A 15,242-nucleotide genomic window follows, 5' to 3' on the forward strand; every position below is an offset into this window, starting at 1 on the left:
TGTCTTTTCGGGGTCCGGGGCGCGCAACGGGTGCACCCCGGATATTTTAAGGCTTCACAACCCCTTAGGACAATTTTGCCGCGCGGGCGTCAAGCATGTCTTGCGTGATAAGGACAATCCCGCTGTCTGTACGACGGAACCATTTCGCATCCTCGACCGGGTCTTGCCCGACAACCAGACCTTCGGGAATGATCACCCCGCTGTCGATCACCACGTTCTTGAGTTCCGCCTTGCGGTTAACCACAACGCGCGGCAGGGCCACCACATGTTCCAAGGCCGAATAGCTGTGCGTGCGGACCCCGGTGAACAAAAGCGAGTTTCGCACCTCGGACCCGGAAACGATGCAATCGCCCGAAATCAACGAGGAAATCGCCATCCCGCGACGGCCATCTTCGTCATGGATGAATTTGGCGGGCGGCACGATTTCGGAATAGGTCCAGATCGGCCAGCTGTTGTCGTAGATATCCAGCTTTGGGGTAAATTCCGTCAGGTCGATATTGGCCTGCCAGAAGGCGTCGATGGTTCCCACATCGCGCCAATAGGGTTCGTCTTCCAGCCCGCTGGTCACGCAGCTATCGGCGAACTTATGCGCCATCGCCTTGCCGTTCTTGACGATATCGGGGATCAGGTCATTGCCGAAATCGTGGCTGGAATTGGGGTCGGCCATGTCCTTGAGCAGCAGATCGCGCAGGAAGGCCCAGTCAAAGACATAGATCCCCATCGAAGCCAGTGCATGATCCGGATCGCCGGGAATCGCTGGCGGGTCTTTCGGCTTTTCCAGAAAGCTGGTGATGCGCATGTCTTTGTCGACATGCATGACGCCAAAGGCGGTGGCCTCCATGCGGGGAACGGTCAGGCAGCCGATGGTCACATCGGCCTTGTTGGCCACATGTTCGGCCAACATGATTTCGTAATCCATCTTGTAGATGTGGTCGCCCGCAAGGATGACGACGTATTTGACGTTATAGCTGTCAACGATATCAATGTTCTGCGCCACGGCATCGGCGGTGCCGAGATACCATTTGGTTTCATCCACGCGCTGCGAGGCAGGCAGAATGTCCAGATATTCATTCCGTTCCGCCCGGAAGAAGTTCCAGCCCCGCTGGCAATGGCGGATCAGGCTGTGCGCCTTGTACTGAGTGGCAATGGCCATTTTGCGGATGCCAGAGTTCAGGGCGTTCGAGAGGGCAAAGTCGATGATTCGCGTTTTGCCACCGAAATAAACGGCAGGTTTGGCGCGGCGGTCAGTCAATTCCTTCAGGCGACTTCCGCGCCCCCCGGCCAGCACAAATGCCATTGCCTGGCTGGAAAGTCTTGCGTTGGGTCTTGCCTTCATTTTCCCCTCCCTATGGGAATTTTCCCTTAGACCAGTCTGAAATAGAGTGCTGAAAGTGGTGGCAGCGTGACAAGGGCCGATTGCGCGCGACCGTGCCACGGTGTCTTTTCAGATTTGATTGCGCCCATATTGCCCCGGTCTCCCCCGCCGTAATGGGCCGCATCCGTATTCAGAATCTCCTCCCACCGCCCGGCCTCGGGCAGGCCAAGGCGATAGCGCCGTTCAACCGGGGTCATGTTGACCACGGCGACGATGGGTTTGTCCCCTGCCCCGCCTTTGCGGACCCAAGCATAGACCGACGCCTGTGCATCGTTCGATTCAATCCATTCAAACCCTTCAGGGCGGCAATCGTTCACATGCAGGGCCGGATTTTCGCGGTAGACCGAGTTCAGATCCTGCACGAGGCTTTGCATGCCGCGATGCTGGGGGTGATCCAGCAAGTGCCAATCAAGGCTTTGGTTGTGGTTCCATTCCGCGCCTTGGGCAAATTCCTGCCCCATGAAGAGCAGTTTCTTTCCGGGATGCGCCCACATGAAGCCGTAATAGGCGCGAAGGTTGGCGAATTTCTGATCGCCGTCACCCGGCATTTTGTCGAGCATACTGCCTTTGCCATGTACGACTTCATCATGGCTGATTGGCAGGATGTAGTTTTCAGACCAAGCGTAGTGCAGGCCAAAGGTCATCTGGTGGTGATGATATTGGCGATGGATCGGGTCTTTGTGCATGTAGCTGAGCGTATCATTCATCCAGCCCATGTTCCATTTGAAGCCAAAGCCCAGACCGCCGTGATCGACAGGGCGACTGACACCGGGAAAGGCCGTGGATTCTTCGGCCGCCGTCAGGATGCCAGAAACCTCGCCATACACGGTGGTGTTCATCCGTCTCATCATGGCGATGGCTTCGTAATTTTCCCGACCGCCGTCCTGGTTCGGGATCCATTCGCCGTCTTTGCGGGAATAGTCGCGGTACAGCATCGAGGCGACCGCATCGACGCGAAGCCCATCGATGTGGAATTCCTCTAGCCAATACAATGCGTTGGACACGAGGAAGTTTTGCACCTCGGTCCGCCCGTAATTATAGATCAGGGTGTTCCAATCCTGATGGAAACCTTCGCGCGGGTCGGCATGTTCATAGAGAGCCGTCCCGTCAAAGCGGCCAAGACCGTGGGCATCGGTCGGGAAATGTCCCGGCACCCAGTCAAGGATGACTCCAAGGCCCCGACGGTGCGCGGCATCAACAAAGGCCCGAAATTCCGAGGGTGTGCCGTGGCGGATTGTGGGGGCAAAAAGGCCAACGGGCTGATAGCCCCACGACCCGTCAAACGGAAATTCGGAAACCGGCAGCAGTTCGATATGGGTGAACCCCATGCTGGCGGCGTATTCCGTCAACTGATCGGCCAGTTCCAGATAAGACAGCATCCGGTTGCCCTCGGCCCGACGCCACGACCCCAGATGGACCTCATAGACGGAAATCGGCGCGTCGACGGTATGGCGCGCGGCCCTGCTTTCCATCCAGTCTGTATCGCGGAAACGGCCTGTGATCGGACGCACGACACTGGCATTGGCGGGCGGGTGTTCGCTGCCGAAACCCACCGGATCAGCTTTCAGCGGCACGGGGTCGCCATGCGGGCCGATCAGTTCGTATTTATAGGTCGTGCCCTCGCCCAGTCCGGGAATGAAAAGCTCCCACACCCCAGTTGCGCCCCGACGGCGCATCGGGTGGCGGCGCCCGTCCCAGATGTTGAAGTCACCCACGACCGAAACGCGCTGTGCATTTGGGGCCCAGACGGCGAAATGGGTTCCTTCGACACCTTCATGGGTGATCAGATGCGCGCCCAAGACCTGCCAGAGGCGTTTGTGAGTGCCTTCGCCCAGCAGATATTCGTCCATCTCGCCCAGAACCGGACCAAAGCGGAAAGGGTCTTCCCACTCCCAGCTTGCCCCGTGACCTTCGGCACGCAGACGATAGGCAGACTTGCGGGCCAACGGGCAAACAAAGAGGCCGTCCCCCCAATGTGTTGCCTCTGTTTCTTTGGCCTTGCCCGTGACGACCCAAAGCCGATCAGCGCCGGGTGCAAAGGCCGTAACGACCCATTTCCCGTCACGCTTATGCAAGCCCAACAAGGAGAATGGATCTCCATGCCGTCCTTCAACAAGAGCCTTGGCCGCGCCGGCGTCAATCAATTCCGTCATGGTTCCCCCCCAAGGTCGCCCATTTCTGCCGATCTTTTCACAAAGCTGACGTCACACCCCATATTTCCGACATGTAGCTTCGAATGGTCCGGTCTGACGAGAAGAAGCCAGAGCGGGCCGTGTTCATTGCCGCCATGCGCGCCCATTCGTCCGGATCATTGAAGACTGCATCGACGCGCATCTGAGCCTTATCATAGGCTGCAAAATCGCTGGCGACCAAGAAATAGTCGTGATGCCAGACGCGATGGACGAGATCGTGGTACCTGTCTTTCTGATCGGGCGAGAACGTGCCTTCGGCAATCATTTGAAGCACATCCATCAAAGCCTGGCTGGACTCGATCGCCTTGCGGGCGTGATCGGGATCTGCCCGGCGCTTCGTCACCTCCTCGGCGGTGAGGCCAAAGAGGAAGAAGTTTTCCTCGCCGACTTCCTGCAAGATTTCGACATTGGCGCCGTCCAGCGTTCCGATGGTCACGGCCCCGTTCATCATGAATTTCATGTTGCCCGTGCCAGAGGCTTCCTTGCCTGCCGTAGAGATTTGTTCCGACAGGTCGGATGCTGGGATAAGACGCTCGGCCATCGAGACATTGTAATTGGCCGGATAGACGATCTTCAACAGGTCTCCGGTCACCGGATCGTTGTTCACGACCTCGGCCACATCATTGATCAGGCGGATGATTTCCTTGGCCACCGCATAACCGGGAGCGGCCTTTCCGCCAAAAATCTTGACCCTTGGCACCCAGTTCGCATTCGGGTTCTGCCGGATGCGATCCCAATGGGCGACGGTTTGAAGGATGTTCAGAAGCTGACGCTTATATTCATGGATGCGCTTGATCTGCACATCGAACAGGGCGTCCGGGCTGACCGAGATCCCTTGGGTTTCCCCAATCCAATTCGACAGCGCCGCTTTGTTGACCCGCTTTGCTTTGGCAAAGTCGTCGCGGAACGCTTTGGATTTGATTGGTTTTTCCAATTCCCGCAGGCGATCGAGATTGTCTTCCCAGCCATCGCCAATGCTGCCCGAAATCAGGCCCGACAGCGGACGATTGCACATCTTGAGCCAGCGGCGTGGAGTGACGCCGTTGGTTTGGTTGATGATGCGCCCCGGGTGAAGCGCGTTCAGTTCAGGAAAGAGGTTTTTCTTTACCAGATCCGAATGCAGAGCCGAAACGCCATTAACCTGATGCGAGGTGATGAAGGCCAACTCACCCATGCGGACTTCGTGGTGTTTGACGATGCCGACGTAATGGGGCCGCGCTGGATATTTGATGCGGTGCCAGCTGTCGATGCGTTCGACGATCTGCATGTGGCGCGGCAGGACGTTGCCAAAGGTATACGTCGCCCATTTTTCCAACGCCTCTGGCAACAGCGTGTGGTTGGTGTAGCCCAAACAGCCTTGCGTGATCTCTAGCGCCTTGTCGAAAGGCAAGCCATGATCGTCTACCAAAAGACGGATCAGTTCCGGTCCCGCAATGGCCGGATGTGTGTCGTTCATCTGGATGGCGACTTTTGACGGCAGCAAACGCAGGTCTTTGTGGGTTTGCAAGAAGCGACGAAGGATGTCTTGCAGAGCCGCTGAGGTCAGGAAGAATTCCTGTTTCAGCCGCAACTCCTTACCCTGATAGGTCGTGTCATCTGGGTAAAGCACGCGGCTGAGCGTGCGGGCCAAGGTCTCGGGTTCCGCCGCGGCGGCGTAATCGCCGCGATTGAAACGTTCCAGATCGAACATCGTAGTGGGTTGCGCCCCCCACAGCCGCAGCGTGTTGGCCCAGCGGCCTTTCCACCCGACGACCGGCGTATCATAGGCTGTGGCAAAGACGGATTCACCGGGAACCCAAACTTCTTTGCCGCCGCGCGTTTCAACCTGCCCCTTGAAGCCGATGGTGTAGGCGGATTCCGGGCGTGCAAATTCCCAAGGATGCGTCTGCTTCAACCAGTCTTCCGGGGTTTCGACCTGACGGCCGCCCTCAAACCGCTGACGGAACAAGCCGTGCTCATAACGGATGCCATAGCCAAAGGCCGGACACCCCAAGGTGGCCATCGATTCCATGAAGCAGGCCGCAAGGCGACCAAGCCCGCCATTGCCCAAGGCTGCGTCGGGTTCATCCTCGACAATGGCGCGGAAATCTTGGCCAAAGCGGCCCATCACCTCTTCGGCGACATCCCGGAGCCCAAGGTTGATGGTCGCATCTTCGAGAATGCGGCCAATCAGGAATTCCATCGAAAGATAGTAAACCCGCTTGTGGTCGGTGCCATAAGTTTGCTGCGTCGAGGCGAACCACGGTCCAACAATGAGGTCACGCACGGCATAGGACAGCGCCATACGCCAGTCGTAGATGCTGGCATGTTCGGCATCTTTGCCCATTGTGTAAGTCAGGTGGCGCCGGATGCTGGTTTCCAACGACGCGGGTGTCAGGGCGAGATTGCTCAATTCGTTTTCCATCCATTGGCCCAATTCTGTTTGGACCGAGGCTAAGTGCGGGGACTGTAGGGTCAAGCCACCACAAAGCAGTTTCAGGAATCAATCCGGTTTGCGGATTGCTATCAAAGGATTGTTAGCGCAATCAGGCCAAAAACGCACGATATTAAAAACATTTAAAATCAATACTTTGCGATATTCAAAGCGCTTTGAACGACGGTTGGGTAGACAGACAAGGCCCAAGTGCGGGCTTTGCCATGACGTTAGGCGGAATTTTATTGACCGACTTGGTTCCCAGTCGGGACGAGCAAAGGCAGCGGGCGTTCAACGGTACGCGCCTGCCAAGCCTCTTATGATCTGGATCAAGGCGATTCGGCCGGGAATGGTGTTTTGCAAAGTCAGGATATTGTTTGGGAGAGTGGACTGACGATGCGACTGACAACGCGAACCAACTTGGCGATGCGAACCTTGATGTTCTGCGCAGCCAATCCGAACCGGATCGTCCGCAAACATGAAGTGGCTGAAACTTGCAATGCTAGTGAAAATCATCTGGCACAGGTCATTCACCTTTTGGCGCAAAAGGGATTTCTGAAAACCGTTCGCGGGCGTGCTGGTGGTTTGATGCTGGGCCGCAACCCGGAAGATATTCGCGTCGGCGACGTGTTTCGCACCTTTGAGGCCGTTCTTCCCTTTGCAGAATGCTTTGCAGGAGAAGAAAACAATTGCCCGCTGGCTGGGGCATGCCGCTTGAAGTGCGTTTTGGCCGAAGCGCTGGACGCCTTTTATGCCCGGCTGGATCAGGCTTCGATCGCAGATCTTACCTGTGGGAATTCGGAACTGGAAACCCTGCTGAAGGTAGCCTGATCGGGAAAGAAACCTGCCGCTCAGGCGCTTTTGGCCCCACCGGGAAGAAACTTGCCCAAGATGGGGCCAACAACCTTTGTCGCCAACGGAATGGTCAGCAGGCCAATGGCAAGGCCGATCACGCCGTCACAGGCTGCGGTGACGGCCCAGGCTAAAAGCCCCTGCGCGACGGGAACCGCCTCTGCGGCAAGCTCTGCGAGATGGTGAATTTGTTCATAGGGCCAATGCCAGCCCAGCACATCGACGCCGTGGACGATGATGTTGCCACCAACCCAGAGCATTGCCAAAGTCCCCACGGTCGACAGAACCGACAAGAGCTTTGGCATACCAGAAACCAGACCGCGCCCGAATGCGCGCCCTGCCCCGGTCCGGCCGGTAGAGGCCAAGTGAAGGCCGATATCGTCCATCTTTACGATCAGGGCGACTGCGCCATAGACGCCAACGGTGATCATGATGCCAACAACGGCGAGTGTCGCAGCCTCGACCCAAAGCGTGCTTTCCGGGATGGCAGCCAAAGAGAGCGTCATGATTTCAGCGGACAGGATGAAATCTGTCTTGATGGCGCCTGCGACCCTTTGTTCTTCCAGATGCGCCGGGTCGCCCGTGCTGAAATCCTCTTCCACTTCGGCATCGGCATGGGGAAAGAAGTGATGGAAAACCTTTTCCGCGCCTTCAAAGCAAAGATAGAGGCCGCCCAGCATCAACAGCGGCGTGATGGCTTGTGGCAAGAAAGCCTGCAAGAGCAGAAGCCCCGGCAGCAGGATCACCAGCTTGTTCCGGACCGACCCTAGGGCGATTTTCCAGATCATCGGAAGTTCGCGGTCCGCAGAGAAGCCCGTTACATATTTTGGCGTAACAGCGGCATCGTCGATAACGACGCCAGCGGCTTTCGTTCCGGCCTTCGCGGCGGCGCCTGCAATGTCGTCAATAGAGGCAGCGGCCACTTTGGCGATCGCGGCCACGTCATCCAACAAAGCAATCAAACCACTCATACCTTCGGCCTCCGGGGTGCAGTTGTCCTGACATAGCCCAGCCCAACCGAAAGGCAAAGCGGCATCCCGGCGCAGCCTTTTAGCGCAACCGTTAGCGCAACCAGTTTAGTTTTGCGCTAACATGATGAAAATGCGTCGTTTTTTCACTTTGACGACCGGCCTTATGCGGTTAAGCGGGTCACGACTCTGATGCCACAGGAGACGCGCATGACCATCACCGTCGGGATCAATGGCTTCGGCCGCATTGGCCGCTGCACACTTGCTCACATCGCAGAATCGAACCGTAACGATGTTCAGGTGGTGGCGATCAACGCCACGGGCCCGGTTGAAACAAACGCCCATCTTCTGAAATATGACAGCGTGCACGGCCGGTTCCCCGGCACGGTCAAAGTGTCAAACGGTATGCTTGATCTGGGCCGCGGGCCGATCCGCATGATGTCGACCTACAATCCGCAAGAATTGGATTGGGAAGGTGTTGACGTGGTGCTGGAATGCACTGGCAACTTCAACGAACGCGATAAGGCCGCCGTCCATCTGGGGCGTGGTGCCAAGCGGGTGCTGGTTTCAGCCCCAGCCAAGAACGCCGACAAGACGGTCGTTTACGGCGTGAACCATCGCCAGCTGACGGCCGATCATCTGGTTGTTTCGAACGGGTCTTGCACGACCAATTGCCTGGCCCCTTTGGCCAAGGTCTTGAATGACGCGATTGGCATCGAGTCGGGCATCATGACCACGATTCACAGCTATACCGGCGACCAGCCAACGCTGGACCGCCGCCACAAAGACCTGTACCGCGCCCGCTCGGCTGCAATGGCAATGATTCCGACCTCGACCGGCGCGGCAAAAGCCCTTGGCGAGGTGCTGCCGGAATTGAAAGGCAAGCTGGATGGAAGCGCCATTCGCGTGCCGACCCCGAATGTCAGTGCTGTTGATCTGACCTTCATCGCGGCAAAATCGGTGACCGCCGAAGAGGTGAACCAGGTCGTCCGCGAGGCCTGCGCGGGGTACATGGGCATGGTGATGGCCTATGATCCAGAGCCAAAAGTTTCCATCGACTTTAACCACACGCCGCAATCGTCTATTTTCGCCCCCGACCAGACCAAAGTGGTTGGCCGTTCCGTGCGGGTTCTGGCATGGTATGACAATGAATGGGGCTTCTCTTGCCGCATGGCCGATGTGGCCGGCGTCATGGGGCGGCTCGCGCAATAAGGCGGGAACTTCAAGCCGCCGGTAAAGAGGGCAGCTTGACCGACCGTTTGTCGCTTATCCTGGGTGGCCTTATCGTGGCCGCGATTGTATTGGACCTGTCCGTCAATGGCGGACAGGCCCTGTTTTTTCTAAGCCTTCGTCTGGCAGAACTGATCGAATGGATCGCCTTTTGGCGGTGACAGCGTTTCCTAATTGCCCTGTATCTGCTGCATGAACAGGCCCAAATGCCGGGAAACGATTTCGTCATAGCGACCGTTTTCGCGGATCTGGGCCAGACCGGCATTGACCCGGTACAGGAAGGTTGTTCCGCGCCAGTGCTTCTTTGAAACGATCACATGCAGGGTTTCCGTGGAAAGCGGGCGTTCCATCGGCCTGACCTGCCCGCGCAGACCCATGGCATTGATCTTTTCGGCCCCGAGGAAAAGGTTTTCAGGCACGGCATCCACCGTTCCCGCAACAAGCATCGAGAAACAATCGTCCGGCGTATCGGGCCTGACGAGGTCTATCTTTGCCTCGGCAATCCAGTTGCGGCCATTGGCATCCAGATCATGGGTGTAATAGCCTTTTGGCCGACAAAGGGTTTTGCCTTCGATATCCGCGTCTGTGTCAAAGGTGACAGAGGAATCTGCCGCCACGAAAAGCTGGATCGGCATTTCGAACAGCGGGTCCGAGAAGTGAAAGTTCGCGCAGCGTTCATTCGACGGATCAGCCGCGCAATCGGGCCGCAGCCAGGGAAAGCCCATGTCGTATTTGGCTTCATCAAGCAGCGGGAAAAGATGTTGGGACCAGTCATCCTCCCAATCCATTGCATATGGCACTGGATTGGGGGTTTCCTCCATGATCGCGTTGACCAATTCGGTGATCAGCCCGCCCCCGGCCCAGTCTTTCTGGGTGAATGGCGGATAGTTCGAGCCGGTTAGGAACCGAAGTTCGGCCTGAGCGCTGCGAAGAGGCGTAGCGTCTGGTTCCGGTGCCGCGCCACCAGCGCAGGGAATGTAGATCTCCGCCCCCGCGGGGATCGTCAGCGGACCCGTTACCGCCAAGCCCTGATTGGCATAATAGATCAGGGTCCATTGTTCATAATCGCCGTAATGGGCTTCGGCGATGGAAAAGAAGCTGTCACCTTCCTTGACCGTATAGGTCACATCGCAACTTTGCGCCCAGACCGGTGCGCCCCCCCAAAGCAGAACCGCCGCTGCGGCCAGAATCTTCCGCGCGCCCATGATCAAAAATCTGCCCAGATCAGCGACATATGCGGGCCGATCACCTTTTGATAGGTGCCGTCGGCCTTGATTTCGGCAAGGCCATTGTTGATCAGGTCCAACAACTCTTGTGCGCGCGGGTGCGTCTTGTGGACGACCACATGCAGACCTTCAATCGACAGAGGGCGGGTCTGGACGATCTCGATCTTGTCGCCAATGCCAAGTTCTTTCATCGTCGAGCGACCAGTGAATTCGTCGACCACAACCGCGTCGACCGTTCCAGCAAGAAGCATGTTGAAGCAATCTGCGTTCTTGTCCGGCATTTCCAGCTTGACCTTACCATCCTTCAGCCAGTTCCGGCCGTCCTTGTCGAGGTCGTGCGTGTAATACCCCTTTGGTCGGCAAAGTGTCTTGCCGATCATGTCGTCGTCCATGTCAAAGGCCACGGGGCGGTCTTTTGCGGCAAAGACCAGAACCAGCATTTCGAACATCGAGTCCGAGAAGTAGAAGTTCTCACAGCGGTAATTGTCGGGCGTCTGGACGCAGTCCGGCTTCAGCCACGGGAAACCCAGATCAAGCAAGGCATTCGACAGCAGCGGCTCCAGATGAGCGGACCAGTCATTGACCCAATGGATCGCAAAGCCTTCTGCCGGATTGGCACGGGTCATCGCGGTCTGCACAACCTCGGTCACCAGACCACCGTTGAGCGAATTGCGGTCGGTAAATGGCGCATAATCATCAGCAGTAAGCAGATTGATCTTTTTTGCCGTGGCAGCGGTGCCAGCAGCGACCTGCAAAGGTACTGTCGGGGCCTTAACCTCAGCAACCTCTGCTCCGCCTTCCAATCCCGCAGGAAGACCATTGATACAGGCAAGGTTCAAACGCGCCCCAACCACCAGATTGTGCGGCTTTGGCCCAATTGTATCGAGGTTGTTTTGGTGGATCGTGCTCCACATCCCCGCGTTTTTGTAAAGATTGTCGGCGATCATCGACAGGCTGTCGCCGGGTTTGACCGTGTAAATCCCACCGCATGTTTCGGCCTGAAGAACAGAGACCGACGCTAATAAAAATGCACTGGCAGCTGCTGCCGCAGCCCAGATTTTGTGACTCATGAATTTCGCCCCCCAAGATGTGAGACAACTATGCGCTTCTTCGACCTTGGGTCAAGTCAACTGCAGCGTGCTAGTCGGCCAAGTTTGGCAGAGTTCTTCGTGATCACACTAACTAAGGGTTGATCTTTCAGGTAAACTGGCCACGTTAGCGCTAACTTGCGCTGAGTGAGTCGCATTCAAGTCAGGAGGAATTCATGGTCGTACGCGTAGCCATCAACGGATTTGGCCGTATTGGAAGAAACGTCCTTCGCGCCATCGTGGAATCGGGCCGTAGGGACATCGAGGTGATCGCGATCAACGATCTGGGGCCGGTGGAAACCAACGCCCACCTCTTGCGCTTTGACTCGGTTCATGGCCGCTTTCCAAGCGAAGTCACGACTGGCGAAGATTGGATCGACGCTGGCCGCGGCAAGATCCGCGTCACCGCCATCAAGAACCCGGCAGACCTGCCTTGGTCGGATGTGGATATCGTGATGGAGTGCACCGGCATCTTCACCTCGAAAGAAAAGTGCCAGCCGCACCTTGAAAACGGCTCCAAGCGCGTGCTGATCTCGGCTCCGGGCGATGGCGCGGACAAGACGATTGTCTACGGTGTGAACCACAACACGCTGACCAAGGATGACATCGTTGTCTCTAACGCATCCTGCACCACGAACTGCCTGTCCCCGGTCGCCAAAGTTCTGAACGATGTCATTGGCATCGAAAAAGGCATGATGACCACCATCCACAGTTACACCGGCGATCAGCCGACGCTGGACACGATGCACAAGGACCTGTACCGCGCCCGCGCAGCAGCCCTTTCGATGATCCCGACCTCGACGGGTGCTGCCAAGGCCGTGGGTCTGGTGCTGCCGGAACTGAAGGGCAAGCTGGACGGCTTTGCCATCCGTGTGCCGACGCCCAACGTTTCGGTCGTGGACCTGAAATTCATCGCAAAGCGTGCGACCACCGTGGAAGAAATCAACGCCGCGATCAAAGCTGCCGCCGATGGCCCGCTGAAAGGCATTCTGGGCTATACCCTGTTCAAGAACGTGTCGTCCGATTTCAACCACGACCCGCATTCCTCGGTGTTCCACATGGACCAGACCAAGGTCATGGAAGGCACCATGTGCTCGGTCCTGTCATGGTATGACAACGAATGGGGCTTTTCCAACCGCATGGCCGACACGGCCGTTGCGATGGGCAAGTTGATCTGACGCGTTTTTCGGTTTGAAGGTTTAAACGCCCGGCCAGACTGTGCCGGGCGTTTTTCTTTTGGGACCAAGATTTTATTTCGTCATGGACACCATTCGTGACCGCCGAAATCTTCCGCTTTTGACGCAGCACGCTATTCTGACAAGATGAGCCTTGTTGTCCTTCTTGCGATCCTTTCCGGCCTGTTCATGGCCATTGCGCTTTCCGAACCGCTGGCGGCGCGTCTGCGTCTGCCCGTCAGTGTTATCCTTGCGGGCGTTGGCATCGCGATTGGCGCTGGGGCCTCGTGGTTCTGGAACACAACCGTCACGGATGCCCTGAACCCGGTTGCGCTGGCCATTCTGGATCTGCCGATTTCGTCGGGCATTTTCATTTATATCTTCCTGCCGATCCTGCTGTTTCAGGTATCGCTGACGCTGAACCTTCGCCGGCTTTTGGATGACTGGGTGCCTGTTTTGACTCTGGCCGTCGTTGCCGTTGTCGTCGCCACCTTCATCATCGGCATGGCCATCGCACCGTTTACGCAACTGCCGTTGATTGCCTGCTTTTTGTTGGGGTCGATTGTATCGACGACGGACCCGTCAGCCGTGGTCAGCATCTTCCGCTCGACCCCTGCCCCGCAGCGATTGGCGCGCATTGTCGAGGGCGAAAGCCTTTTGAACGATGCCGCAGCCATTGCGCTGTTTTCTGTTTTTCTGTCCGCCGTGGCCACGCGGGAAGCCGAGCCTGACATCGCAGCGGCCTTGTGGCGGCTGCCTTGGCTGATCGGAGCGGGGGCCGTTGTCGGCTGGGTCATTGGCAGGGTCGGCGTTGTGCTGATGGGTTGGCTTGGCCCTTGGCCACTGGCCCAGGTGTCGATCAGCTTTGCCATTGCCTTCGCGACTTTTCTGACAACGGACAAGGTTGTCGGGGCCTCTGGTGTGGTTGCGGTTGTGGTCGCGGGCATGACCGTCAATTTTCTGGCGCCGGGGCGCATCTCTCCGCCCTCGCTGGAGCAACTGCGAGATGCCTGGAACTTGTTGGCCTATTGGGCTGGCGGGCTGATATTCGTGCTTGCAGCCCTGCTGATCCCCCGCACATTTGAGAATTTGCGACCCGGAGACTTTGGCTTGATCCTGATTACGGTCCTGGCTGCTTTCGTGGCGCGTGCGATCATTCTTTACGGACTTTTGCCAATTCTCACGGGGGCAAAACTCTCTCCTCAGGTTGAGCCACCCTACAAACTGGCCATTCTTTGGGGCGGGCTAAGGGGCGCTGTCACCTTGGCCCTTGCCTTGGCGGTGACCGAAAGTCCGTCCATCTTTGTCGAGGTAAAGCGCCAGATCGGCATCATCGCGACCGGTTTTGTTTTGTTCACACTTTTGGTGCAAGGGACGACCCTGCGCACCGTCATTGGCAAGCTGGGCCTTGATCGGCTTTCGCCGCTGGACAAGGCCCTGTCCGATCAGGTCGTTGCGGTTTCTTTGCAAGAGGTCCGCGAAACGGTGGCTGAAACGACGCGCCAACTCTCGCTTACCCCGTCCATCGTCCGCGACGAAGCCGTTCGGTTTGGAGAGCGTCTGAACAAGGCTGTCGAGGTTGCAGATGAAGGGCAAGACATTCTGGACCGCGACCGCGTGACCTTGGGCCTGGTTGCGATGGCTGGCTATGAGCGGGATTTGATCCTGTTTGCGTTCAAGGACAGCCTGATGTCTGCCCGATTGGCGGACCGTATGCTGGCCGATGCGGACAGGCTGATCGAAGCAACCCGTGTCGATGGACGGCATGGGTATCGGGTACAGGCTCGGCGCATCCTCCAACCCAGCTTCGCGCTTAGTCTGGCAGAACGGCTTCACAATCGTCTTCACCTGAACGCGCCTTTGGAACGCTTGACCGCGGATCGGTTTGAACTGTTGGTTTCGCATTCTCAGATATTGAAGGCGCTTGCAGATTTTATCGAAAGCCGAATTGTCCGCATTCATGGCCGCCGGGTAGCAAGCCTGTTGCACGATCTGATCAAGCGACGGGTCGAAGACACGGGTCGCGAAATGGAAGGGTTGCGGACCCAGTTCCCCGGATATGCCGAGGAACTGGAACGCCGATTGATCCGAAGGCTTGTGCTGCGACAAGAAGAGCTTGAATACGATCAGATGACGCAGGACGGCCTTATCGGACCGGAACTGCGAACAGCTTTGCGCGCCCAGACCGACGCAGAGGCGGCGAAACTTCGCAAGCGACCAAAGTTGGATCTGCGCCTACAACGGGTGGATATCGTTTCGGCCTTCCCGCTGTTTGCCGGCTTGGATGACGATGCTTTGGCCAAACTCGCCAAGCGTATGAAGACGGTTTACGCCAAACCCGATGATGTGTTGATGCGGAAAGATGACAAACCCGACAAAGTCTGGTTCATCGCCTCGGGCGCTGCCGAAGTTGAACAGGCGGGCCAACGGCTTCTTTTGGGACGCGGAGAGATGTTCGGTCAGCTTTCCTTGTTGATGAAGAAATCAAGGCGCGCAAAAGTCAAAGCGATAAGCCACATGACTTTGCTTTCGTTGGAGGAATCCCGTTTTCTTGACCTTCTTAGACGGTCACCAGCTCTGTGTGCAGCCGTGCAGGAAAGTGCCGATAAACGGGGGGTTGCGCTGGATGAAACAATGCTGCCGCGCGGTGCGCCTTCGGAAGATCCGTGGCTCAATCGCTTTCGCAAGGCGCTTGGACAACGCAGTTAGGACGGTGGATGTGC

The 15,242-nt window shown here is 57.3% G+C and carries 11 protein-coding genes; 5 read left to right on the forward strand and 6 right to left on the reverse strand.

Annotated features, from left to right (window positions below; genetic code table 11):
- Window positions 1-64: 64 nt before the first annotated feature.
- From glgC to ACSBLW_RS04845, 3 genes are read right to left on the reverse strand one after another with little or no spacing between them, the layout of a single operon-like run.
- Window positions 65-1,336, reverse strand: coding sequence for a glucose-1-phosphate adenylyltransferase (gene glgC / locus ACSBLW_RS04835; RefSeq protein ID WP_435259100.1), 1,272 nt, complete (start codon window positions 1,334-1,336; stop codon window positions 65-67).
- Window positions 1,337-1,362: 26 nt separating this feature from the next.
- Window positions 1,363-3,528: a 1,4-alpha-glucan branching protein GlgB gene (gene glgB, locus ACSBLW_RS04840; RefSeq protein WP_435259101.1), complete on the reverse strand. Its 2,166-nt coding sequence runs from the start codon at window positions 3,526-3,528 to the stop codon at window positions 1,363-1,365.
- Window positions 3,529-3,565: 37 nt separating this feature from the next.
- On the reverse strand, window positions 3,566-5,971 hold the full coding sequence (locus ACSBLW_RS04845) for a glycogen/starch/alpha-glucan phosphorylase (RefSeq protein ID WP_435259102.1): 2,406 nt from the start codon (window positions 5,969-5,971) through the stop codon (window positions 3,566-3,568).
- Window positions 5,972-6,376: 405 nt separating this feature from the next.
- Between ACSBLW_RS04845 and ACSBLW_RS04850 the strand changes: the two genes are divergently transcribed.
- Window positions 6,377-6,811: an RrF2 family transcriptional regulator gene (locus ACSBLW_RS04850; RefSeq protein WP_435259103.1), complete on the forward strand. Its 435-nt coding sequence runs from the start codon at window positions 6,377-6,379 to the stop codon at window positions 6,809-6,811.
- A 20-nt stretch (window positions 6,812-6,831) separates the two neighbouring features.
- Here ACSBLW_RS04850 and ACSBLW_RS04855 read toward each other — a convergent pair whose 3' ends face one another.
- Entirely contained in the window at window positions 6,832-7,803 is a 972-nt protein-coding gene (locus ACSBLW_RS04855) for a DUF808 domain-containing protein (protein WP_435259104.1), read from the reverse strand.
- Between the two features lie 207 nt (window positions 7,804-8,010).
- On the opposite strand from ACSBLW_RS04855, the gene gap (ACSBLW_RS04860) reads away from it, so the two are divergent.
- Together gap (ACSBLW_RS04860) and ACSBLW_RS04865 are read left to right on the forward strand one after the other, a co-directional pair.
- On the forward strand, window positions 8,011-9,012 hold the full coding sequence (gene gap / locus ACSBLW_RS04860; RefSeq protein WP_435259105.1) for a type I glyceraldehyde-3-phosphate dehydrogenase: 1,002 nt from the start codon (window positions 8,011-8,013) through the stop codon (window positions 9,010-9,012).
- A 35-nt stretch (window positions 9,013-9,047) separates the two neighbouring features.
- Window positions 9,048-9,191, forward strand: coding sequence for a hypothetical protein (locus ACSBLW_RS04865; protein WP_435259106.1), 144 nt, complete (start codon window positions 9,048-9,050; stop codon window positions 9,189-9,191).
- Window positions 9,192-9,200: 9 nt separating this feature from the next.
- On the opposite strand, the gene ACSBLW_RS04870 is transcribed toward ACSBLW_RS04865, so the two are convergent.
- Both ACSBLW_RS04870 and ACSBLW_RS04875 read right to left on the reverse strand, forming a co-directional pair.
- A complete protein-coding gene (locus ACSBLW_RS04870) occupies window positions 9,201-10,235 on the reverse strand; it encodes a transporter substrate-binding domain-containing protein (RefSeq protein ID WP_435259107.1) in 1,035 nt (344 codons plus the stop codon).
- Window positions 10,236-10,237: 2 nt separating this feature from the next.
- Window positions 10,238-11,326: a peptidoglycan-binding protein LysM gene (locus ACSBLW_RS04875; protein ID WP_435259108.1), complete on the reverse strand. Its 1,089-nt coding sequence runs from the start codon at window positions 11,324-11,326 to the stop codon at window positions 10,238-10,240.
- A 194-nt stretch (window positions 11,327-11,520) separates the two neighbouring features.
- On the opposite strand from ACSBLW_RS04875, the gene gap (ACSBLW_RS04880) reads away from it, so the two are divergent.
- Together gap (ACSBLW_RS04880) and ACSBLW_RS04885 are read left to right on the forward strand one after the other, a co-directional pair.
- Window positions 11,521-12,522 (forward strand): type I glyceraldehyde-3-phosphate dehydrogenase, encoded by a 1,002-nt coding sequence (gap, locus tag ACSBLW_RS04880; protein WP_435259109.1) that lies wholly within the window; start codon window positions 11,521-11,523, stop codon window positions 12,520-12,522.
- A 144-nt stretch (window positions 12,523-12,666) separates the two neighbouring features.
- A complete protein-coding gene (locus ACSBLW_RS04885; protein ID WP_435259110.1) occupies window positions 12,667-15,228 on the forward strand; it encodes a cation:proton antiporter in 2,562 nt (853 codons plus the stop codon).
- Window positions 15,229-15,242 lie beyond the last annotated feature (14 nt).

Source organism: Thioclava sp. FR2 (genome assembly GCF_051200875.1).
In the GTDB taxonomy this organism is placed as follows: domain Bacteria; phylum Pseudomonadota; class Alphaproteobacteria; order Rhodobacterales; family Rhodobacteraceae; genus Pseudotabrizicola.